Source organism: Pontibacter amylolyticus, assembly GCF_014638845.1.
In the GTDB taxonomy this organism is placed as follows: Bacteria; Bacteroidota; Bacteroidia; order Cytophagales; family Hymenobacteraceae; genus Pontibacter; species Pontibacter amylolyticus.
On the sequence record NZ_BMFP01000005.1, the window covers coordinates 96848 to 118414 of the forward strand.

Below are 21567 nucleotides of genomic sequence, written 5' to 3' on the forward strand. Positions count from 1 at the left end.
AATGAAACAACTTAGGTTGCTATACCTGCAACAAGCAGTCGCTACTAAGCAAAGCTTGCTATACCTGGGCCGGAGTCCGCTGTATACCTCACACTGGCGGGACGCGAGCGAGGGCATAAGTATGAGCATTAAAGCAAAGTACGCTATACCTGGGCCAGAGGCCCCACCATAGTAGACACGAGCGTGGACGCTCGCGCCATAGACCAACCGTAGCTATACCCGCTATAGCAGCGTTCTCACATGCCATACACCTTTACGGATTCGCCTCAAACGACTGCATCCAGGGGATCAAATCAACGAGCATCGGGATAAGACTACTGCCGTGATTACCATTTTGAATTGGTATAAGCTCCAGGTTCGGGGCGCCAGCAGACTTCATGCGCTCGTACGTTTGCTGAGAATTAGCATAAGGCACGATCACATCGGCAGTGCCATGGTACAGGCGCGTCGGACTTTGCGGCACCCAGCTGTTAAAGCTATTATCCTGCAAAGCCTTTTTGAGCGCCTGCTCCCCATCGCCACGGAGGCCTTCCAGAAAAGTGACTGAAAACAACTTCTCTGTCTGGGTGGTCAACTGTTTGTTGATGGCGCTGCCACTGTGCTGTCCGTTGAAAAGCGTAGCCAGTCGGGTGGCGTATGGTTCCTGATAAAAATCACTGAGCGGACGGTTCCACTCGTAGGTTTTGTTATAGCTCATCAGCACGTAAGCCAGGTAAGCCGGATAGGTATAAGGCTTGCCCGCCACCACATCGGCCAGCATCCCGGTCAGGTCGTAGCCACCGGCTCCAGCACCAGAGGCGGTAATTTTCAGGCCATGCTGCGGATTGGTTTCAATCTCCTTTTGCGCAGCCAGTGTTACGTAGCCACCTTCCGAGTAGCCCGCCAGAAACAGCTGCCCGTTGTCGGCTATACCCTCCTGTGCGTACAGCGACTTGGCGGCCTTGATCATATCGACCACGGCTATACCGGACGATTGCTGGTGATAGTAAGGGTGCAGAAGCTGTCTGGAGGCTCCGAAACCCAGGTAGTCAGGTATAAGCGTGATATACCCACCGGAGGCGAATACCTCAAAGCCCGTCAGACCGCCGCTCATGGCAGATGGCGCTTCATCGTGCCGGAAGATGGTTCCGTGCTGCACGCTCAGCACCGGGGCCGGCATGCTCAGGTTCATCGGCAGGGCTACCAGGCCGGACGCCTCGGTTTCACGTCCCTGGAAAGTGGTGCGGTAATGCACTTTGTAAATCGCCACATCGTACCTGATCTGGCTCTGGAAGCTACCGGCATAAGCGCCGGCCAGCTGCCTGAGCGTAGCTGCCGGAAGGGTGACCACCTTCTCAGATGATATAAGCAGCTCGCGCTCGGCCACGTCTTCCGGTATAGCCGCATCGCTTTTGCTGCAGGAACTGAGCGGTAAGGCGGCAACTACCAATAGGGCGACAATGGCCAGGGTGCTGATCCAGTGCCTCAGCATATATTTCAGGTTCGTCATGTGCTTTGGGAAAGACTTTTACTTTACAATAATCAACCCACGCTGTCTATAGTTCCCGGTTGTCAAACCAAGGTATAGCAAAGTTTCATGCGAGGACTAAGCGAACAAAATGTGTCATTTGAGGCAAGGCAAACTGAAGAGCCGAGATGTAAAGCCAGGGAAGATTACGGAGGGCCTGATCGGTCTGAACAGTTTATCTTTTAGCTTTGCACTGCGTAAATACAGACTAAACAATAGAGCTATGGCAAAGAAATCATTCGCTGAACTGATCAAAAGCCCGGGCATGCCGGTGCTCGTGGACTTTTACGCCGACTGGTGCGGCCCCTGCAAAACGATGAACCCTGTGGTGGAGCAGTTGGCCAAGGACTTCTCGGGCAAGCTGAAAGTCATCAAAATAAACGTGGACAAAAACCAGGCTGCTGCCCAGCAGTACCGCGTGCAGGGTGTCCCAACTTTCATGCTTTTTAAAAACGGACAGGTTGTCTGGAAGCAAGCCGGTGCCGTGCCGGGTCATCAGCTTAGCCAGATCATACAGCAGCACACCAGCTGATCGGGTATGGCATCGTGGCAGAAAAACGCAGAGACTTTCCAGAATAAAGGAGAGCCTTCGTTCTTTCCAGGTATAGCACAGGATACTTCATTTAAGTTTTTGAAAAAAAATTGAGCACGGAAGCAGCCTTTTGGCCATAAAATGCATCTATAGAGCAGACAACGTCACAGAAAGAAAAAAATGAAAAGTGCCATTGCTGTTTTCTTCGCTTCGCTTATCTCCGGCGCCCTCAGCTTCGCCGATTTCCGCCCTGCTGTTTCGGACCTGGTGCAAATACTCACCGGGGTGCATCTCTGCCAGGAAAACACACTGGAACCGCAGCAGGGAAAGGACTGCAGAGCCGACGAGAAGTCGGAAGAGCAGGGCCTATACCTGATTTCTGACATGAATAGCACGCAGGACTTGCGTTGCGATGAGGCAGCCTAAGATAAGAGATCCTTTTACATTCTTTAAGCGCCATTGGGCTTATGGCGTGGTTTTCCTGCGTTTTGCCATGGGCGTTTTCCTGATCTATGGCGTGCAGGACAATGTGTTTAGTTGGGAGCGGATGCTTGAGTTCCGGGATTTTCTGCAGGCCCATGGGGTGCCCTACCCGCTGTTGGCCGCCCACCTCTCCGTCTATACCCAATTTCTGATCGGCCTGATGCTCCTGCTGGGTTGGGGCGTCCGTATAGCGGGTCTGCTGCTCATCATCAATTTCACGGCCGCCATACTTATCGTGCACATCGGCCAGTCGTTTCCGCAATATTACCCGGCTGCTGAGCTTATTTTCGCAGGATTCTTTTACCTGTTCAACGGTGCCGGTCCCCTTTCCATCGATTCTTTGCTGGAGAAAAGACAAGTGCAAACCCAAAAGCAGCCCACGCCCGTTAACTAGTTTGTTAACTCAGGTCCGCATACATGAAATTAACCAAAACGATCCTGCTTCTGCTGCTCAGCCTGCATTTCGGCTGCTCTTCCGTTGCCACACAGTCGAGTTCAGAACCTCGCTATACCGTCTCAATCGACCTCACGCAAGTCAAAGGGGACAAGGTGCCTGTCAGCCTGCGCCCACCGACTATTAAGCAGGGCGAGGCCATTTACAACATGCCCAAGATCGTACCCGGCACTTACTCGGTTTCTGACTTCGGTAAGTTTGTGTCGGAGTTTCAGGCGCTGGACAAGCAGGGCAAACCTTTGCCGGTCGAGCGCATCGACACCAACCGCTGGCGCATCTCGGAGGCCCAGAACCTGGATAAAATTACGTATTGGGTGGACGACACTTTCGATGCAGCCCGACGGCAGGACGTGGTGTTCGAGCCAGGCGGGACTAACATCGAAGAAGGCCAGAATTTTCTGCTCAACCCGTTCGGTTTCGTGGGTTATTTCGATGGACTCAAGCAGGTGCCTTACGAGCTAACCGTTACCAAACCGGCGGGATTCTACGGCTCCACGGCGTTGCAGGCAACTTCCAGCACCGCCACTGCCGACACCTATAACGTGCCCAATTACGTGGAGCTGGCTGACTCGCCGCTGATGTACAATAAACCTGACACGACCGTGCTCAATCTGGGCGAAACCGAAGTGTTAGTATCGGTTTACTCCCCTACCGGCCGTGTCACCTCCAAGCCTATTGCAGATAACATCCGCGACATACTCGAAGCCCAGCGCAGCTACCTCGGTGGCACCCTGCCAGTCGACAAGTATGCGTTCCTGATCTACGTGCCGCAGCGACCGGGCAAGTCAGGCTCTTATGGGGCGCTCGAACATTCCAATTCGTCGGTTTACTATCTGCCTGAAATGCCCGAAGAGCGTTTCAACAGCACCATGCGCGACGTAGCTGCCCACGAGTTCTTTCATATTGTAACGCCGCTTTCCATCCAGTCTGAAGAGATCCACGATTTTGATTTCATCAACCCGCGCATGTCGAAGCACCTGTGGCTGTATGAGGGCGTGACGGAATATTTTGCCTCGCACGTGCAGGTATATGAAAACCTGATCTCGGTGGACGAGTTCATGCTGAAGATCCGGGAGTATATTTTCAGCTCCATGGCCTTTAACGACACGCTGCCTTTCACGGAGATGAGCGCCAAGGTGCTGGACGAGCATGAAAATCAGTATGGCAACGTGTACCAGAAGGGCGCCCTGATCGGGATGGCGCTAGACATACAGCTGCGCGACCTGTTAGATGGCAAATACGGACTGGTGAACCTGATGCAGGACCTGGCCAAAACCTACGGCAAAGGCAAACCCTTCAAAGACGACGAGCTCTTCGATAAAATAGCCGAGCTCACCTACCCTGAGATCCGGACCTTTTTTGCCCGCTACGTGGAAGGCGGGGAGCGACTGCCTCTGACCGAATTGTTCGAAAAAGTCGGTGTGAAGTATAAGCCGGTGGCCATGCAGCTGGTGAACTCCTACGGGGGCTTTGTACCGGGCTACGACCGCGAAGCTGATAAGATTACGGTGGCCGAAGCCGACGACATGGACGAATTCGGTCGGCAGATGGGCTTTAAGGAAGGCGACCAATTGCTGGCCTTCAATGGCAAGGAAGTCACCCCCATGAACGTTCGTGACATCATAGGCGAAGAGCTGCAACAGGCCAAGCCGGGCAGCAAAATAGAGATCACCGTAGGCCGCAAAGACGCCAAAGGCGTTGTAAAACCCAAAAAACTCACGGGCAAGGTAACTGCCGTGAAGCGGGAGGTGCTGCACCTGCTCGAGCCGGTGGAGGCGCCGACGGAACGGCAGCTTCGCCTGCGTGCGGCCTGGCTGAACGAAACCCTGCCTTAATCACAATACCTCAACGGAACATTTTAGCTACCCTGCTGTTTCATTAAAGCAAAATCGCCTTAAATGATCTGATAATGATCGTTTTACCGGGGCAGATCAGGTAATTTGTGTACCTTTGTACCTGATTTTCAAAGCCTCCTGTTTTAAATTTAGTTTAGATGCGCTTACCAGCTTTTGCTGTATACCTCCTTTTCTGCCTACTCAGTCTCGTTGCCACCGATGTGTTTGCTCAGAGCACCTATACCATCAGTGGTTATGTGCGGGGCACCGGCAACGAAGACGCGCTGATCGGGGCTACTGTATCAGTTCCGGAGTTACGCATAGGCGCTGCCACGGATGCCCGCGGTTTCTATACCTTGCAGCTGCCGGAGGGCAACCATACCTTGCAAGCCACTTACATCGGCTACGAACTGATCTCCCGCACCATCGAGGTCACTGACCGGAACCTGACCATCAATTTTGCCTTGCTGCCTGCCAACAGCCAGTTGCGCGAAGTCGTGATCGAGGCCAACTCCCTGCAGCAGAAACTCACTGCCAGCCAGATGAGTGTCGAGACGCTGACCACGCGGGAGGCCAAACTGCTGCCGTCCCTTTTCGGGGAGGTCGACCTGATCAAGACGTTGCAACTCAAGCCCGGGGTACAATCCGGTGGCGAAGGCGCATCGGGCCTGTACGTGCGCGGCGGCGGCCCGGACCAGAACCTGGTGCTGCTGGATGATGCCGTGGTCTACAACGCCTCTCACCTGTTCGGTTTCTTTTCGGTGTTCAATCCGGATGCTGTGGAAAGTGTGGACCTGTACAAAGGAGGCTTTCCAGCACAATTCGGCGGCAGGCTCTCTTCTGTATTGGATGTGAAGATGCGCGAGGGTAACCAGGAGCGCATCGGCGTCACCGGCGGCCTTGGCCTGATTGCCTCACGCCTGACCGTGGACGGGCCTATTGTGAAGGACAAGTCCTCGTTCATCCTCTCCGGCCGTCGCACGTATGTCGATGTGTTCACACGCCAGATCAACCGCCTCCAGGAGGGCAAAAAAGACTTCAATCCTATACCTGATTACTACTTCTACGACCTCAACGGCAAGGCAAATTATAAGCTGGGCGAGAAAGACGAGCTGTTTGTGAGCGGCTATTACGGGCGCGACTTCTTCGGCTTTAACGATGCTGATTTTGAGTTTGGCTTCGACTGGGGCAACAAGGTGGGTGCCCTGCGCTGGCAGCACAAGTTCAACCCACGCTTTCAGGTAAACACCACGCTTTCGGGCAGCAGCTACCAGTACAATGTCAGCAACAAGATCGACGTGTTCAGCTTCAACCTGACCTCCGACATCCGCGACGTGGCCCTCAAAACGGACTTCAGCCTGATCCTGGACAAAGGCCATACCTTGCAGTTCGGCGCCATGGCCACCCGGCACGCCTTCACCATCGGCCGCCTCAACTTCGACTCTGACGACGACCGGCAGAGTTTCAGTGCAGGCAACGATTACGAGGCCACGGAAGCGGCGGCATACCTTGCAGACGACTTTCAGGTAAACAGCCAACTCTCGCTCAACTACGGCCTGCGGCTATCGGCTTTCAACAGCGGCGGCAAAACCTACAGCGCACTCGAGCCACGGGCCTCGGCCAGGTATAGCCTGAGCGAGCGAACCTCCCTGAAGGCCAGCTATGCCAGCATGATGCAGTACATTCACCTGGTGGCCAACTCCGGCGCCTCGCTGCCAACCGATATCTGGTACCCCTCCAACGACTACGTGAAGCCGCAGCGCTCGCAGCAGGTGGCCGCAGGTATAAGTCACCTCTTCGGTGAGGGCCGCTACATGGTCACGAACGAACTGTACTACAAGTGGATGCACCGCCAGATCGACTTCCGCGACGGGGCCAACCTGTTTGTGAATGACAAACTGGAAGAGGAGTTTCTGTTTGGCAAAGGCGAAAGCTACGGCAATGAGGTATACCTCGAAAAGATAAAGGGACGCACTACGGGCTGGGTGGGCTATACCTTGTCATGGAGCTACCGTCAGTTTGATGGTATCAATGAGGGCCGCCGCTTCCCGACCCGCTACGACCGTCGTCACGATGTAAGTGTGGTGGTGCTGCACGAATTGAGCAAGCGCATCCACCTGACCGGCGCTTTTGTGTACGGTACCGGCAACGCGTATTCGCTGCCCGTGGCCCGCTTCGCTTTTCAGGATGTGCAGGGCAAGAACGCCACCGTGGTGCCTGTCTACAGCGACCGCAATAGTTTCCGGCTGGCCGCCTTTCACCGGCTGGACCTGGGGCTGGTGCTCAAACTCAAGCCGAAGCGCGGCGAGGCTGACCTGACTTTCAGTGCCTATAATGCCTATAACCGCCGCAATCCCTACTTTGTATATTTTGAACAGGTGAAAGACGAGGAAGACAACGAAACACTCGGCTTCCGGGCCAAGCAAGTGTCGCTCTTCCCGGTTATACCTGCTGTTACTTATAATTTCAAGTTCTGATGCAAACCAGACCTACAATCTATACCTTACTGTTGCCCCTGCTTTTGCTGCTGGCCTCCTGCGACCTGGAGCAGGAAGTGGAAGTGAAACTGCCAGCCCATGAATCGCAACTGGTAGTGGAGTGTTATCTGGAGCCTGGCAAACCGCTGCGGGCCGTGGTGCTGGAGAGCGTGAGCTACTTCAACGACCCGGAACTGCCGCTTGTACCCGATGCGGAGGTTTTTATCACACACCGGGGCCGGAAGATCAAACTGCCTTTCAGTCCTGTTCAGAACAAGCAAACCGGCAAGTACTACACCCACCGCATAAGCGAAAAGCTGGACATGCAGCCCGGCGAGGTAGTGACGCTGGAGGTAAAAGACGGTAAAGGGCGCCACGTGACAGGTACTACCACCATCATGGGCCAGGTACCGATTGAGGCAGTGGAGTGGAAGTTCAATGAAAAAGACAAAGCCTATCTGCTCACCTCCTACCAGGACGATCCGGATGCCGAGAACTTCTACCGCTACATGGTGCACCGCGACAGCCTCTCCAATTCCTCCCAGCGCGACTTCATTTCCAGCGACCGGCTTACCAATGGGCAGCGCGTATCCTACGGCTCGGGCTACGACTACGAAGAGGGTGACACCCTGGTGGTTTCGCTGTACCACATCGAGCAGCAGTACTACGACTTCTTGGGCTCCGTTTCGGATGCGCGCAATGCCAACGGCAACCCCTTTGCGCAGCCTTCGCGCATTGTGTCTTCAGTGAAAGGCGGTATCGGCATCTTCACCAACCTCTCCTACAACCGCAAGACGGTGGTGATCAAAAAGTAGCGCAGAAACTGTATCAGTCGTCTGATAGCAAGCAGGGGGCAGCCGATTTGGCTGCCCCCTGCTGTTTCTTCTCGTACCTTGGCACTATTGCCTACAAAATTACTGCTGACGCACCAGTTCCTTGATCAGCATGGTCATACGCGGTTCAGCTATAGCGGCGGCATCCAGGATGTCGGCCAGGTTCACCTTCTTGATACGGTCGGGCGTGCCCATATCCGTGATCACCGAAATGCCGAAAATCTTCATGCCCATGTGGCGGGCAGCGATGGCTTCCGGCACAGTCGACATACCCACGGCATCGGCCCCAATGCGGGCAATGTAGGTATACTCTGCTAACGTTTCCAGCATGGGGCCAGGTACGCTGGCATACACACCCTCTTGTAGCGTAAAGCCGGCATCCTCGGCGATGACCATGGCCTGGCGCACCATCTTCTCGTCGTATACTTCGCTCATATCCGGGAAGCGCGGCCCCAGTTCATCCAGGTTCGGGCCAATCAGCGGGTTGGACGGCTGCAGGTTGATATGGTCGGTGATCACCATCAGGTCAGACGTGTTGAAAGCAGGATTGAGGCCGCCGCTTGCGTTCGAAATGAAAAGTTTGTTTACTCCCAACAGTTTCATAACACGCACCGGGTGCACCACCTGGTGCATGGTATAGCCTTCGTAGTAGTGGAAGCGGCCCTGCATCACGATCACACGGCGCCCGGCCAGCGTACCAAAAGCCAGACGACCAGTATGGCTCTCCACTGTCGAAACCGGAAAATGCGGAATATCGGCGTAATCGAGGCTGTGTTCTATTTCAATTTCTTTGATCAAAGCGCCCAGGCCCGTGCCCAGTATAATTCCGAACTCCGGTTGAAAATTGCCTGTTTGGTTCTGTATAAAAGAAGCGGACTCTCGTAATTGCTGCATCATATCGTTCATCGTTTTATATGCTGTTTTGGTACGCGAAATAGCTCATTTATTTTGAGAGAATAAATGATTTAAATCATGTGGTGGTTGGAAAGCTTTTCTACTGCTTTGGTTGTGGGAGGTTGTTTGAGTTAATTGGATTAAGAGTTATTCGCTTTTGGTTCAGTGCACGGTGTCCTCTCCTTGCCACAAGAGAGACCTTTCTGTAGCTGATGATTGTCAAGTATAGTTTTGTGTTTTTTGCAGTATACCTATACACGATTAAAACACCCCTGCCCCTCTTCTTTGTTGAGGACCCCTCCCCCAGAGGGGAATCACCTCCCCTAACCCCTCCTAAAAACAGGAGGGGGACTTTCTGCTGCTACCAATTCACAGGTATAGGCACTGTAGCTTCAGCAGTTTCTGTGCAGTACCGGGTCCAACCACCCCTGCCCCTCCTTGTCCAAGGAGGGGAGTCTGTAACTGCTACTTTACAGGTATAAGCGCTGTAGTTTCAGTTACGCTCACAAACACACTGGCAGGTATAGCAAGGCTAACTTGCACGCCTACTACGAAGCGAACCACCTTGCCAAGTGCACTTTTCGACGCTCCACTGTTTGAGCGTTCAGCGAGTTTGGAGCGTCTTGATTTTTTTGCTTACTGGGGGTAGGGGCCCTCTTTCTTTTCATCAAGGAAAAAATTAAGGCCCGCCCGGCCAGGGCAAGCTACAACGCAACGCAGCCCGTTATACCTGCAACTGCAGTTGCTACAAAGCAATGCAAGCTATACCTATACCTGGGCCAGAGACCCCTCCATAACAGTCCCGAGCGAGGAGGCTCGCGCCATAAAGTAAACCTCCCCCGCTATACCTGCAAGTTGCAAAAAAGGAACGGACCAGAAATAAAAAGCCCACTGATTTGCACCAGCAGGCTTTTAGATATTAAATCAGCAGAAGGCTATACCTGCCTATAATCTTTATTGAATGATCAATTCATACGGCATACGGGTCTGGATACCCTGCATGTTCTCTACTTTCTTGTACATGTTGTATACAGGGTATAGCTGACCTAGCTCGGCCTTCACAGCACGCTCTTTTACCTGAGAGCCAGCCTCACCCAGCATCTCCTCGAAGAAATTCTTGCGACGTGGCAGCTCTTTGATGCGGTAGTCATCTTCTATACCTACGCGGGCGGCGGCAATCTCAATGGCTTTTTCCAGGCCACCGTGTACGTCTACCAGGTTGCGCTCCTTGGCTTCTATACCTGACCACACACGGCCCGAAGCGAATTTCTTCAGTTCGTCCTGCGACATGCCACGGCCATCTGCGGCTTTCTGCGTGAACACTTCGTAGATCTTGTTGATCTCGCGCTGTACGATCTCTTTCTCGAACGGCGTCATGGCGCGGGTAACAGTTGGCAGATCAGAGTGGTTGCCGGTGCTTACGCGGTCCACAGTGATGCCCAGCTTGTTTTTGAAGAAACCTTCGAAGTTCGGAACAATGCCAAACACACCGATACTGCCCGTAATGGTGTTCGGGTGCGCCACGATCGTATCGCAGCCCATGGCCATGTAGTAACCGCCAGAGGCAGCCACGTCAGACATGGAGGCGATGACAGGTTTCACCTTGCGGGTCTCCTGGATTTCGCGCCACATCACGTCAGACGCCAGCGCGCTGCCGCCCGGTGAGTTGATTCTCAGCACCACAGCCTTCACGTTCTTGTCCATACGGGCATTACGAATCGCCTCTGCATAGCGCGTGCTGCCGATCTGGTCGTCATCGCCCTCGCCGTCCACAATGTCGCCTTCAGCGTAAATCACCGCAATACGGTTTTTAGCCGAGCCGCTCTTCTCAGCGTCCTTTACTTTTTTATACTTGGCAAGGCTCACCAGTTGCAGTTTCTTGTCTTTCTCTACACCCAGTTGCTCTTTCATGTAATCGATGGCTTCGTCGTAGTAGCCGATGTCGGTAGCCAGGCCATGCGTTTTGGCGTCTGCCGCTTCACGCACCAGCACCTCATCCGATACTTTTTTCAGCTCTTCGTAGGTCTTGCCACGCGCCTCTGCGATTTTGCGCAACTGGTAGTCGTTGATTGAGTTCAGGAATGAGGTCATCTGCTCGCGGTTGGCTTCGCTCATCTTGTCGAGGAAGAATGGCTCTACTGCACTCTTAAAATCGCCTACTTTAAAGATTTCAGGCTTTATGTCGAGTTTTTCGAGGGTGCCTTTGAAGAAGAACACTTCGGAGCTGATGCCGTTAAACTCCAGCGTGCCCAGCGGGTTCAAGTAAATCTTATCAGCCACAGAAGACAAGTAGTAAGCTTTCTCGTTGGTCATATCGCCGTACGACACAATGAATTTGCCAGACTCCTTGAAGTCGATCAGCTCATCGCGGATCTCTTCGAGTTTGCCCATACCGGCGTCCACGAAGCGCATGTTCAGGAAGATGCCTTTTACATTGTCGTCAGTTTTGGCACGGCGAATGGAGGCTTTGATTTGATCGAGTCCATCGCCGCTACTCATCGAGAAGAAGCCAAAGGAGAGGTCACCGAATGGGTTCTCCTGCTCACGCTCCACAATGGCTTTGTCCAGTTTAAGCTCCAGGACAGAGTTTTCGGCTACCGTGATATCGCCTTTGGAGGCTGATGCCGCAATGACGCCGACCATGATCAGGAGGCCCAGAAAGAAAAATATGAACAGGCCAAGAATAGTCGCCAGTACATATCGGAGGAAATTCAACATAGGTTCTAATTAGGGTTATGGTTCTGTTTTAAAGGTATCAGGAAATACTGGTCCTTGCATACAATAAACAAAAATAGCGCTTAAAGTTCAATACCAAGCCCCATTAAACGGTATACTCGACCAATCGGGACTTTTCATAGACTAATTGAATTGCTGGTTGTTAATTGTTAAGTGGTTGGAAGGTTAAATTGTTGATGGTTGAATTGTTGGGTGCACGATTAACCCACCCCCACCCCTCCGAGGAGGGGATTTCAGTGCACGATTCGGACAGGTCGTAGCCTGTCGCTATTAAAGCGGCTATATCGAATGCTAGTATCTTCTTAAAGGCTCTTCGGGACATCCATGTCCCGAAGCTTCCTGTTGGGGATGTCCACATCCCCGTGCGTGGATCTGCAGGTATACGGGGATTAGGAAATCCCCTGACGTTTGCTTTCGGATTGATAAATCCGAAAGAGCCTTTGAGCTCGTCTGCAGGTATACGGGGGACATGGATGTCCCCGGCAGAAATTCTTCCGGACACAGATGTCCGAAAGAGCCGGCGATATGCCACTGTACGCGGACGACGTTACAGTGCAACGCCGCTACATTCCCAAACTCTAATACCGATATTTCTTCCCCCACTGGGCCTGCAGTTGCTTGAGCAGGTCGCGTTCGCGGGCGTTGTTGCCGGGCTGGTAGAGGGCCGTGTTGGTGAGCTCCTGCGGCATGAACTCCTGCGCTACGAAATTGCCTTCGTAGTCGTGGGCATACTTGTAGTTGTTTCCGTAGCCAATCTCTTTCATCAGTTTGGTCGGGGCGTTACGGATGTGCAGCGGCACGGGCAGGTTGCCGGTTTGCTGCACCAGTTGCCGTGCCTGTTTGATGGCTTTGTAGGAGGCGTTGCTCTTTGGTGAAGTAGCCAGGTATACCGTGCATTGTGAGAGAATAATTTCCGCTTCCGGATAGCCGATCATCTGCACCGCCTGAAAACAGTTGGTGGCCATAAGCAAGGCGTTCGAATTAGCCAGACCGATGTCCTCAGAAGAGGCGATGAGCAAACGACGGGCAATGAACTTCGGATCTTCGCCGCCCTCTATCATGCGTGCCAGCCAGTAGACGGCCGCGTTCGGGTCGGAGCCCCGGATGGACTTGATGAAAGCCGACACCAGGTCGTAGTGCATCTCCCCGGACTTATCGTACATCACGATGTTCTGCTGGGCCACCTGTTTCACCAGTTCGTTAGTTACCACGACTTCTTCGGCCTTTATACCTTCGGCCACGATCTCGAGCAGGTTCAGCAGCTTGCGCGCATCACCTCCCGAAATGGTCAGCAGCGCCTCGTATTCTTCGATGCGTACCTTGCGGTGGCGCATCCACTCGTCCTGCTCCAGCGCCTTGTCTACCAGCTCAATAAGTTCGTCTTTGGTCAAGTGCTTGAGAATGTATACCTGGCAGCGGGAGAGCAAGGCCGAGATCACTTCAAAAGAGGGGTTCTCTGTCGTAGCGCCAACCAAAGTGACTGTACCTTTCTCCACAGCGCCCAGCAAAGCATCCTGCTGCGATTTGTTGAAGCGGTGAATCTCGTCGATGAACAGCACCGTGCCCTGTCGTTTTTTGGCCTGCTCAATCACTTCGCGGATGTCCTTCACGCCGGCGTTAATGGCACTCAGCGCCACGAAAGGCACCTTCATTTGGTTGGCGATGATGTTGGCCAGGGTGGTTTTGCCCACGCCCGGAGGCCCCCACAAGATCATGCTCGGAATCACGCCGCCCTCGATGTAGCGACGCAAAATACCGGTAGGCCCTACCAGGTGCTTTTGTCCGTAATACTGGTCCAGGTTGTGCGGCCGCATGCGCTCGGCCAAAGGTACGTTCGGGTGGTTCATCTGCTCTTTTTCTCTCTTCGGAATTCAGTCTAAACAAAGTTACGAATTTGGGGGCAAAGCCGAAGGACTGAATTAGCTTATCCCCTACTTCTTCGTCTCTTCCTCTTTTTCTCCTTCATGCGGTGGCTCTATCTCGTTTTCCCTCTCCAGTTTCTGGCGAATGGCTTTCGTGTTCCAGCGCAGCACCGGCACTTCCATGGGGCTGCGGGTAGGACGCTCGTCGCCAAACAGCACGCCCCACTGCTTAAACTGGTCTGTTCTATCAAACACCACCTTCAGCACCGCAATAATGGGGAGCGAGAGGAACATGCCTGCTATACCTGCAATTTCGCCGCCTACCACCACGCCCACAATGGTGGCAAGGGCATTGATCTTGACTTTGGACCCCACGATGCGTGGCATCAGGATGTTGTTATCCAGGAACTGCACACCGGCAATGGTGCCCAATACCACAAAGATAGGCCATATTTCGGCTGACGAGGCCAGTGTGAGCAGCACCCCGATGATGTTGCCCAACAGCGCCCCCACATAAGGTATAAGATTAAGAAAGGCGAAAATAATCCCGATGAGCAGCGCATGCTTAATGCCGATGATCATCAGCAGGCCGCCGAGCAGCACGGTCATGTAGGTTACCTGTATGAGCAGGCCGAAGAGGTAGCTTTTGATGATCACCTGCATCTCGCGTAGTATCTCCTCTACTTTCTCGTGGTTATCGCGGGGGAACCACAGGAACACGAAGCGCAGCAAAAGGTTGCGGTAAAAGAGCAGCAGGAAAATGTAGATGGGCAACAGCCCTAGGAAGATCAGCGTGCCCGTCACGCCCCCGGCTACCCCGCCCAGCAGGGTACCGGCGTAGTTCAGCAGGTTGTTGCTCTGCTCCTTGACGAAATTGATCTGCTCCTGCGACGAAAAGGGCGTATGGCTTCCAACCCAGACGCTCAGCGCGTTCAGGTGGTTCATCACGTTTTTCTGGATGGTCGGAAAATCACGTATGAGCACGCTGATCTGGGACGAGAAAAACCAGACGATCCCGCCCAGCACCACGATCATTGCCAACAGGCTCAGGCCAATGGCTACCGCCTCCGGCATTTTCCTGTTCCTGAAAAAACGGTATACCGGCAACAGCATGATGCTGATAAAGAACGCCATGAGCAGCGGCGCCAGCAGTCCTTTTCCCAATACTATAATCCAGCCCAGAAAAAACAGTCCTGTTATTTCGATGGCCCTTCTCACCGTGAGAGGTATTTGATTCATGCTTCGTGTTGCTTGAGCGTGGGGGTTTTAATTGCCTCCTTATACGGCACAAACCGAATAAGCACGTAATTTTGTGGCATGAATAAACAGGTACAGGTGCACGCTTCGCTTTTTCTGGTGGCACTGATCTATGGTAGCAATTACAGCATCGCCAAAGAGGTGATGCCCGAGTACGTGGGCCCTTTCGGATTGATCCTGATCCGGGTGGTGTCGGCGGCGCTTTTCTTCGGCATATTTGCAAGATTGGTGGTGAAAGAGAAGATCGTGGGACGTGCCGACAATATCCGGGTGATCCTCTGCGGCGTGACCGGAGTGGCCATCAACCAGCTGTGCTTCTTTGCCGGCCTGAACCTGACTGCTCCGATCAACGCGGCGCTCCTGATGGTGATTGTGCCGGTGGTGGTGCTGGTCTTCTCGGCCCTGCTGCTGCGCGAGCGCATCGGAAAGCGGAAGGTGTCAGGTATAGCCATGGCCTGCGCGGGTGCCTTTCTGCTGATCTATACCTCGCAGGGAGAACAAGCTACCGGTAACGTGTGGGGAGACCTCCTCATCATCCTGAATGCCACATCGTTTGGCCTATACCTGGTGCTGGTAAAGCCACTCATGCAGAAGTACAAGGCCATCACCATTGTGAGCCGCATCTTCACGGTAGGCGCCGTGCTGGTGATTCCGTTCGGCTGGCAACAGCTCATGGCACCCGATTACAGCGCGTTTCCGATGTCGATCTGGCTGGCTATTCTATTCATGGTCTTTGCTGTCACCATCATTGCCTACCTGCTCAACACCTGGGCGCTGCGCTACGCCAACCCCTCGCTGGTAGGCGCCTACATTTACCTGCAGCCGGTAATGGCTATCCTGATCGCGATTGGGGTAGGCAAAGACGTGTTCACGGTGCAAAAAGCTGTCTATGCGCTTCTGATCTTTGCGGGGGTATACCTGGTAAGCCGAACGAAGCAAAACGTCATTAAAGAAGCAGCCTAAGGCATGTAGCTTTCTTCGGGCAGCTCGGTAGTGCTCTTCGAGACTGGTACGCGCTGCAGCAAGGTATACTGAAAGTCCACGGAATCGCTTCGAACAGGCCTGGCGTGCATCACCGCAATGCTGTCGCCTTCGTGCAGGGCATAGTAAAAGTTGCCTTGCCCGGCCCACCAGCCACCGCAGGCCGAGAGCGCCTGGCGCGGCACCCCGAAGGAAGTGAACATCTGAGGCGCGATGACAGAGCAGGTATACACCGTGTCGATCACGTACTGCATCTCCATCTGACTCAGGTATACCACGGCCAGCGGATTGTCCTCATCGGCATTCTGGATTTCCTCGCATTGCAGGTCGGCTTTCACCCAGGTGCTTACATCTGAGCTTACTTCTTCCTGCTCAAGCCGCTCATACTGTACTTCCTCTTTCTGGCTGCAGGCCACGAGCGTGCATAGGTATAGGACAAGAAAGAGGCGGAGCTTCATGCGGTGCAGTTTTGTGGATTCAAAGGTATAAAGAGAATCGATTCAGCGCATCAGGCAATGTCTCTTTTCATGATCACCATGCCACGGTATATTTCCTTCATCTGCTCAAAATCGAGCTCGTCGGTTCCCCAGCGCACAAAGCCGTTCTGCTCATAAAAGTCCACGGAGCGGCTGCTGTCCATGGCTTTGAGCCAGACCAGGCGCTTGCCGCTTTCCAGGGCGTACTGCACCGTAAAATCCACAGCCCACTTACCGATACCCATACCTGAGGCGCGGTCGACCAGGTATAGCCGCTCCAGTTCGAGGCACTCGGCGTCGGTATAGCCCTCCAAGGCCTTGTCTTTGTTGAACTTCATAAAGCCCACCGGTTCGTCCTGGTACTGAATCATGAAATAAGCAGCATTCGGATTAGCCAGGTCATTGCGCAGCGCCTCCTCCGAGAAGCACCGGTTCAGATACCAGGCACCGCCGTCGTGCCAGAGGTAGGTATAATGGTCGTTGTAAGCCTCTATGGCGATGTCCCGCAGGTCGGGCAGGTCTGAAAGCAGGCAGGGTGATATGGCAATGTCGGTCATGGAGTGTCTGTAATAGAAATTGCGTAAGCTAATATACTACGGTGCGGTTGTTTTTTTGCTGCCTGTAGGCTTAAATTTCTATCTCCGCCCGATAATTGTTTCACGCTACCTCCCAGAGCTGGCCTGCACTTCAGATTCAAATTGCACTATTTCGAAAGGCATCGAAAACAACACATTCCCTCAATCCGTATAACAGTCACTTGAAAATCAATGAACTATGAAAAATATAAGAATATTAACCTTTGCATTAATGTCAGCATTTCTACTAGGTGGTTGTGCTGGCTCAGACAATTGGAGCAGTAAAAAGAAAGGCGCCGTAATAGGCGGCGCGGCAGGCGCTGCGACAGGTGCCGCCGTGGGCGGTACCTCGGGCGCGGTGATTGGCGGCGCGGCCGGTGCAGTCGGTGGTGGCGCCATCGGACGCAAGAAAGACAAGAAAAAGCGGGAACGCCAGCGGGAGCGGGAAAATAACCAGCAGCCGCAAGACGAGCGATAGGTATAGCCTATCGTTGAGAACAAAAACAGGCCGTCGGGAAACCGGTGGCCTGTTTTGTTTGCGTAAAGTCAGGTTCGTTGCGAGACACTTGTGGAAGTTGCGCACACCGTGAGTTCCTGTGCTACCTTCTCCCCCGCTTGCCTTTCCCTCCCCTGCCTGTGCGCTTGTCGTTCTTAGAACCAGCGGCGGCCTCCATAAAATCCTGCGCGGTGAGCGGAAAAGGATGCTGGTCTACCACAGGGATGGCTTTGCCGGTCAGGTTTTGGATGGCGATGAGCAAGGGCGTTTCGCTGGCGCCACAGAAGGTGATGGCCACACCGGCCGCCCCTGCCCTGCCCGTGCGGCCGATGCGGTGCACATAGGTTTCCGGCTCAAAGGGCAACTCGTAGTTGATCACGTGCGAGAGTTCCTCTACATCAATTCCCCGGGCGGCTACATCAGTCGCGACGAGCACATGTGTTTCACTGTTTTTAAAGCTTTCCAGCACCCGCTCCCGGTCGCGCTGGGCACGGTCGGCATGGATGGCTTCGGCGGCTATACCTGCGGTGCTGAGTTCTTTGGCCAGCTTGTCGGCCCCCTCTTTGGTGCGCATAAACACCAGCGTACGGTCTATACCTGCGTGCTGCAACAGATGCAGCAGCAAAGGTGTTTTGTTCGCTTTCTTCACATAATACAGCTCTTGCCGGATGGTGACTGCCGACGATGAAACGGGTGAAACTTCCACAGTTGCAGGTTCGGTCAATATCTTCTTGGCCAGCTTGCTTACCTCAGGGGCCATGGTGGCCGAAAAGAACAGGGTCTGCCGCTTTTCAGGTATAGCCTGCAGCACCCGCCGGATATCCTGCAGGAAGCCCATATCCAACATGCGGTCGGCCTCGTCGAGCACCAGCAGCTGCACATACTGCAAATCCACAAAGCCCTGGTCGAGCAGGTCGAGCAGACGGCCGGGGGTGGCTACCAGAATGTCTATACCCGCCTGCAGGGCTTCAGTTTGCACTTTGTAGGGCACGCCCCCATATACCACCAGGTGCTTCAGGCCGGTATACCTGCCGTAGGCTGCAAAGCTATCGCTTACCTGGCTGGCCAACTCGCGGGTGGGCGTGAGCACAAGTGCCCGGATTGTCCGTGGTTCAGGTATAGCCTGCCCCTGCAGCAGTTGGAGAACAGGTATAGCGAAGGCGGCCGTTTTGCCCGTACCCGTCTGGGCCGTCGCCAGCAAATCGCGCCCTTGCAGCACTTCAGGTATGGCCTGCAACTGGATGGGTGTGGGCTGGGTATAGCCCGCCTCTTCCAGCGCCTGCAGGATGGGTGAAATCAGGGATAGGTCTTTGAAGGTCATAACGGCAGCGGTTTGTTGACAAAAGGTTCTTGACAAAAGACGGTTGGACAAAAGACAAAGGACTTTCGTCAATTTTCATTTTGGAGAGATTCTATTTCATAAGAAGCGATAAGCTAATTCCCTTTATCTCCTTGACTAACTCCGACTCAAGAAGATCTTTCAAACTATCTAAAGCCAACCCCGAAATTTCTCTTCTGCAAAGGTAGACCGAACGAGCACAGGCCGCTATACCTGAGCCAAACAAAAAACGGCGGAAATCCCTTTCCGCCGTTCTTGATTCGCTGTATTCAGAAAGTCTTTTGTCCTTTGTCAAAAAGTCAAAAGGTCTTTTGCCAAATGCGCTACGCCATTACCTCGTTCAGGTTCGGCAGGCGCAGTCGCCCGAATCGGTGCAGGGTGTTCAGATGCGAGTACACGGCCTGCATGAAGGTTTTGCTCTCGATGTAGGTGAGGTTAAACTCAGCCGCGGTTTGTTTTACGATTTCCGCGATGGCCGGGTAGTGCACGTGGCTGATGCGGGGGAACAAATGGTGCTCGATCTGGAAGTTCAGTCCGCCAACATACCACGACAGCCACTTGCTCTTGCGCGCAAAATTGGCGGTCGTGCTCAACTGGTGGATGGCCCAGTCATTCTCGATCACGCCACTCTCACTTGGCAGCGGATGGCTGGTACCCTCCACCGTGTGCGCCAGCTGAAACACCGTCGACAGGATAATGCCCGCCACAAAGTGCATCAGCACAAAACCAACCAGCACTTCCCAGAAAGGTATACCGAAAATCAGTGTAGGGGCTACCAGAATAGAGAAGAAGTACAGCACTTTAAAGGCGACGATCTTCAGAAAGGCCACTGTGTTTTCTGATTTGGAGTTGGCGTTTACGCCGCTCTTGATGTACTTGAAGAACTGCACAAAATCTTTCAGAATGACCCAGTACAAGGTGAGCAGCCCGTAGAAAAACAGAGCGTACGCCCACTGCAGCTTATGATAGAAACGCACATCAGTATGTGGGGAAAAACGCAGGCCCACCATGTCGTCGATGTCCTCGTCCATGTCCACTACGTTGGTGTAGGTATGGTGCAGGATGTTGTGCTGCAGTTTCCAGTTAAAGGCGGAGGCCCCCAGCAGGTTCACCGAGTGCGCCATCAGGTAGTTCACCGTCTTGTTTTTGGAGAAGGCGCCGTGGTTGGCGTCGTGCATCACGCTCATGGCCACGCCGGCTACGCCCAGGCCCATCACAAACCACAGCAGCAGGCTGATGCCTATACCTGGTGTGAAGGCAAGCAGGGCCGCAAACGGCACCACGTACATCAGCAAGAGCACTATGCTCTTTACCAGCAGGTTGGCACTGCCGGATTTGGGCAGGTTGTTTTCAGAAAAATAGGCGTCCACACGTTTGCGGAGCGTCGGGAAAAACAGACTTTTTTCTTTGTTAACGAATTTTACTTTGCCTTTAAGCTTCATTTAATCTACTTGATATTCTTATTCAAAACTCACCCGAGGGAGGTATATCCTACGAATCAGTTGGTTATGTGTTTGTCTTTGCCACTCCAAACTGTGTTTCCCTGCTGTATGCAGGTGCTGACCAGAATGAATTCAGCCGATCAGATACGCAAAGGAGGCTACAAATATAGCGTGGAAATGCGGGAGTATAAGCAGGTGCGGGTAATTTGATTTTGTTAGCCGATGGCCTCGTTCAAGCCCGGTAGCCTGCCAAAGCGATGCAGCGTGGCGATATGGGAGCGTACGGCCTGCCCAAAGGTCTCATTCTCGAGATAGGGAACGCCAAATTCTTCGGCCGTATCTTTCACTATACCTGCGATGGCCGGGTAATGCACATGGCATACACGCGGAAAAAGGTGATGCTCCACCTGGAAGTTCAATCCGCCCACGTACCACGACAGGATCTTGTTATGACGCGAAAAGTTAACGGTCGTGTTCATCTGGTGTATCGCCCAGTCATTCTCAATCACCCCGGTCTCGTCTGGCCTCGGGTGCGTGGTTCCCTCCACAGTGTGCGCCAACTGGAACACAACCGTCAGGATAATGCCGGCCACAAAATGCATCAGCAAAAAGCCCAGCAACACCTGCAGAAAAGGAATTCCGAAGAAAAGGGTCGGCACCCCAAACATCACAAAGAAGTACAGCGCTTTCATGGCAACCAGTTTCATGAACCAGTTCCTGTTCTCGGCTGCCGTGTTGTTGTTCACGCCGTTCTTTTTGAAAAGCGCATACTGCACAAAGTCCTTGGCCACCACCCAGTAGAGGGTCAGCAAGCCATAGAAAACGAAGGCGTACACCCACTGCAGCTTGTGGAAGAACTTTACTTTGCTGTGGGGGTTAAAACGCAGCACCAGCCGGTCTTGAATATCCTCGTCCATGTCCACCACGTTGGTGTAGGTATGGTGCAGGATGTTGTGCTGCAGTTTCCAGTTAAAGGCGGAGCCGCCCACTAAATTCAGGGTATGGCCCATCAGGTCGTTGACACGCTTGCTGTTGGAGAAGGCGCCGTGGTTAGCGTCGTGCATCACGCTCATCCCTATACCTGCCACACCCAAACCCATCACGAACCACAGCAGCAGGCTAACGCCCAAACCGGGTGTAAAAACAAGCAGGGCCACAAAAGGCAGGAGGTAGGTGAGCAACAGCACCACGCTCTTGACAATCATGGCGTTGTTGGCAGTTTTGGGGATATTGTTCTCGGCGAAATAAGCGTCTACACGCTTCCGGAGTGTCGGAAAGAACAGGCTTCTGTCTTTGTTGACAAACTTGACTTTGCTTTGCAGCTTCATAGTTTTTAGGATGTTGTGTGAAAAATCAGAACTCACACATAGGGGCAAAAAGGCACAGAG

18 protein-coding genes are annotated in these 21567 nt (G+C 53.5%); 8 read left to right on the forward strand and 10 right to left on the reverse strand.

Going from position 1 to position 21567, the window contains the following annotated elements; all coding sequences use genetic code 11:
* Positions 1–253: 253 nt before the first annotated feature.
* Complete coding sequence (locus IEV97_RS13405; protein WP_188501999.1) at positions 254–1489, reverse strand: lipase family protein; 1236 nt, start codon at positions 1487–1489, stop codon at positions 254–256.
* A 241-nt stretch (positions 1490–1730) separates the two neighbouring features.
* On the opposite strand from IEV97_RS13405, the gene trxA reads away from it, so the two are divergent.
* The 6 genes from trxA (at position 1731) to IEV97_RS13435 (ending at position 8103) form a co-directional block, all read left to right on the forward strand.
* Positions 1731–2039: a thioredoxin gene (gene trxA / locus IEV97_RS13410; protein ID WP_188502000.1), complete on the forward strand. Its 309-nt coding sequence runs from the start codon at positions 1731–1733 to the stop codon at positions 2037–2039.
* Positions 2040–2219: 180 nt separating this feature from the next.
* Positions 2220–2465: a hypothetical protein gene (locus IEV97_RS13415; protein ID WP_188502001.1), complete on the forward strand. Its 246-nt coding sequence runs from the start codon at positions 2220–2222 to the stop codon at positions 2463–2465.
* Complete coding sequence (locus IEV97_RS13420; protein WP_188502002.1) at positions 2452–2916, forward strand: DoxX family protein; 465 nt, start codon at positions 2452–2454, stop codon at positions 2914–2916. The genes IEV97_RS13415 and IEV97_RS13420 overlap by 14 nt, the downstream gene beginning before the upstream one ends.
* 23 nt (positions 2917–2939) lie before the next feature.
* Positions 2940–4811, forward strand: a complete 1872-nt coding sequence (locus IEV97_RS13425; RefSeq protein ID WP_188502003.1) for a M61 family metallopeptidase — start codon at positions 2940–2942, stop codon at positions 4809–4811.
* Positions 4812–4969: 158 nt separating this feature from the next.
* A complete protein-coding gene (locus tag IEV97_RS13430) occupies positions 4970–7288 on the forward strand; it encodes a TonB-dependent receptor (protein WP_229733937.1) in 2319 nt (772 codons plus the stop codon).
* Positions 7288–8103, forward strand: coding sequence for a DUF4249 domain-containing protein (locus IEV97_RS13435; RefSeq protein ID WP_188502004.1), 816 nt, complete (start codon positions 7288–7290; stop codon positions 8101–8103). The genes IEV97_RS13430 and IEV97_RS13435 overlap by 1 nt, the downstream gene beginning before the upstream one ends.
* 99 nt (positions 8104–8202) lie before the next feature.
* Here the strand turns inward: IEV97_RS13435 and IEV97_RS13440 are convergent, their stop codons facing one another.
* The 4 genes from IEV97_RS13440 to IEV97_RS13455 all read right to left on the reverse strand — a co-directional run bounded on the left by IEV97_RS13440 (position 8203) and on the right by IEV97_RS13455 (position 14852).
* Entirely contained in the window at positions 8203–9018 is an 816-nt protein-coding gene (locus tag IEV97_RS13440; RefSeq protein ID WP_188502005.1) for a purine-nucleoside phosphorylase, read from the reverse strand.
* A 951-nt stretch (positions 9019–9969) separates the two neighbouring features.
* On the reverse strand, positions 9970–11733 hold the full coding sequence (sppA, locus tag IEV97_RS13445; protein WP_188502006.1) for a signal peptide peptidase SppA: 1764 nt from the start codon (positions 11731–11733) through the stop codon (positions 9970–9972).
* 596 nt (positions 11734–12329) lie between these two features.
* Positions 12330–13598, reverse strand: a complete 1269-nt coding sequence (locus IEV97_RS13450) for a replication-associated recombination protein A (RefSeq protein WP_188502007.1) — start codon at positions 13596–13598, stop codon at positions 12330–12332.
* Between the two features lie 84 nt (positions 13599–13682).
* A complete protein-coding gene (locus IEV97_RS13455; protein ID WP_188502008.1) occupies positions 13683–14852 on the reverse strand; it encodes an AI-2E family transporter in 1170 nt (389 codons plus the stop codon).
* A gap of 78 nt (positions 14853–14930) precedes the next feature.
* Between IEV97_RS13455 and IEV97_RS13460 the strand changes: the two genes are divergently transcribed.
* Positions 14931–15833 carry a DMT family transporter gene (locus tag IEV97_RS13460; RefSeq protein WP_188502009.1) on the forward strand — a complete coding sequence of 301 codons (903 nt, stop codon included), beginning with the start codon at positions 14931–14933 and terminating at the stop codon, positions 15831–15833.
* On the opposite strand, the gene IEV97_RS13465 is transcribed toward IEV97_RS13460, so the two are convergent.
* Together IEV97_RS13465 and IEV97_RS13470 are read right to left on the reverse strand one after the other, a co-directional pair.
* Positions 15830–16309, reverse strand: a complete 480-nt coding sequence (locus tag IEV97_RS13465; protein WP_188502010.1) for a hypothetical protein — start codon at positions 16307–16309, stop codon at positions 15830–15832. The genes IEV97_RS13460 and IEV97_RS13465 overlap by 4 nt on opposite strands.
* 50 nt (positions 16310–16359) lie before the next feature.
* Entirely contained in the window at positions 16360–16884 is a 525-nt protein-coding gene (locus IEV97_RS13470; RefSeq protein ID WP_188502011.1) for a GNAT family N-acetyltransferase, read from the reverse strand.
* Between the two features lie 217 nt (positions 16885–17101).
* On the opposite strand from IEV97_RS13470, the gene IEV97_RS13475 reads away from it, so the two are divergent.
* Complete coding sequence (locus tag IEV97_RS13475) at positions 17102–17380, forward strand: YMGG-like glycine zipper-containing protein (RefSeq protein ID WP_188502012.1); 279 nt, start codon at positions 17102–17104, stop codon at positions 17378–17380.
* Positions 17381–17501: 121 nt separating this feature from the next.
* On the opposite strand, the gene IEV97_RS13480 is transcribed toward IEV97_RS13475, so the two are convergent.
* The 3 genes from IEV97_RS13480 to IEV97_RS13490 form a co-directional block, all read right to left on the reverse strand.
* Positions 17502–18719, reverse strand: coding sequence for a DEAD/DEAH box helicase (locus IEV97_RS13480; RefSeq protein ID WP_188502013.1), 1218 nt, complete (start codon positions 18717–18719; stop codon positions 17502–17504).
* Positions 18720–19060: 341 nt separating this feature from the next.
* Entirely contained in the window at positions 19061–20179 is a 1119-nt protein-coding gene (locus IEV97_RS13485) for a fatty acid desaturase family protein (protein WP_188502014.1), read from the reverse strand.
* A gap of 215 nt (positions 20180–20394) precedes the next feature.
* Positions 20395–21507, reverse strand: coding sequence for a fatty acid desaturase family protein (locus IEV97_RS13490; RefSeq protein WP_188502015.1), 1113 nt, complete (start codon positions 21505–21507; stop codon positions 20395–20397).
* Positions 21508–21567: the final 60 nt, after the last annotated feature.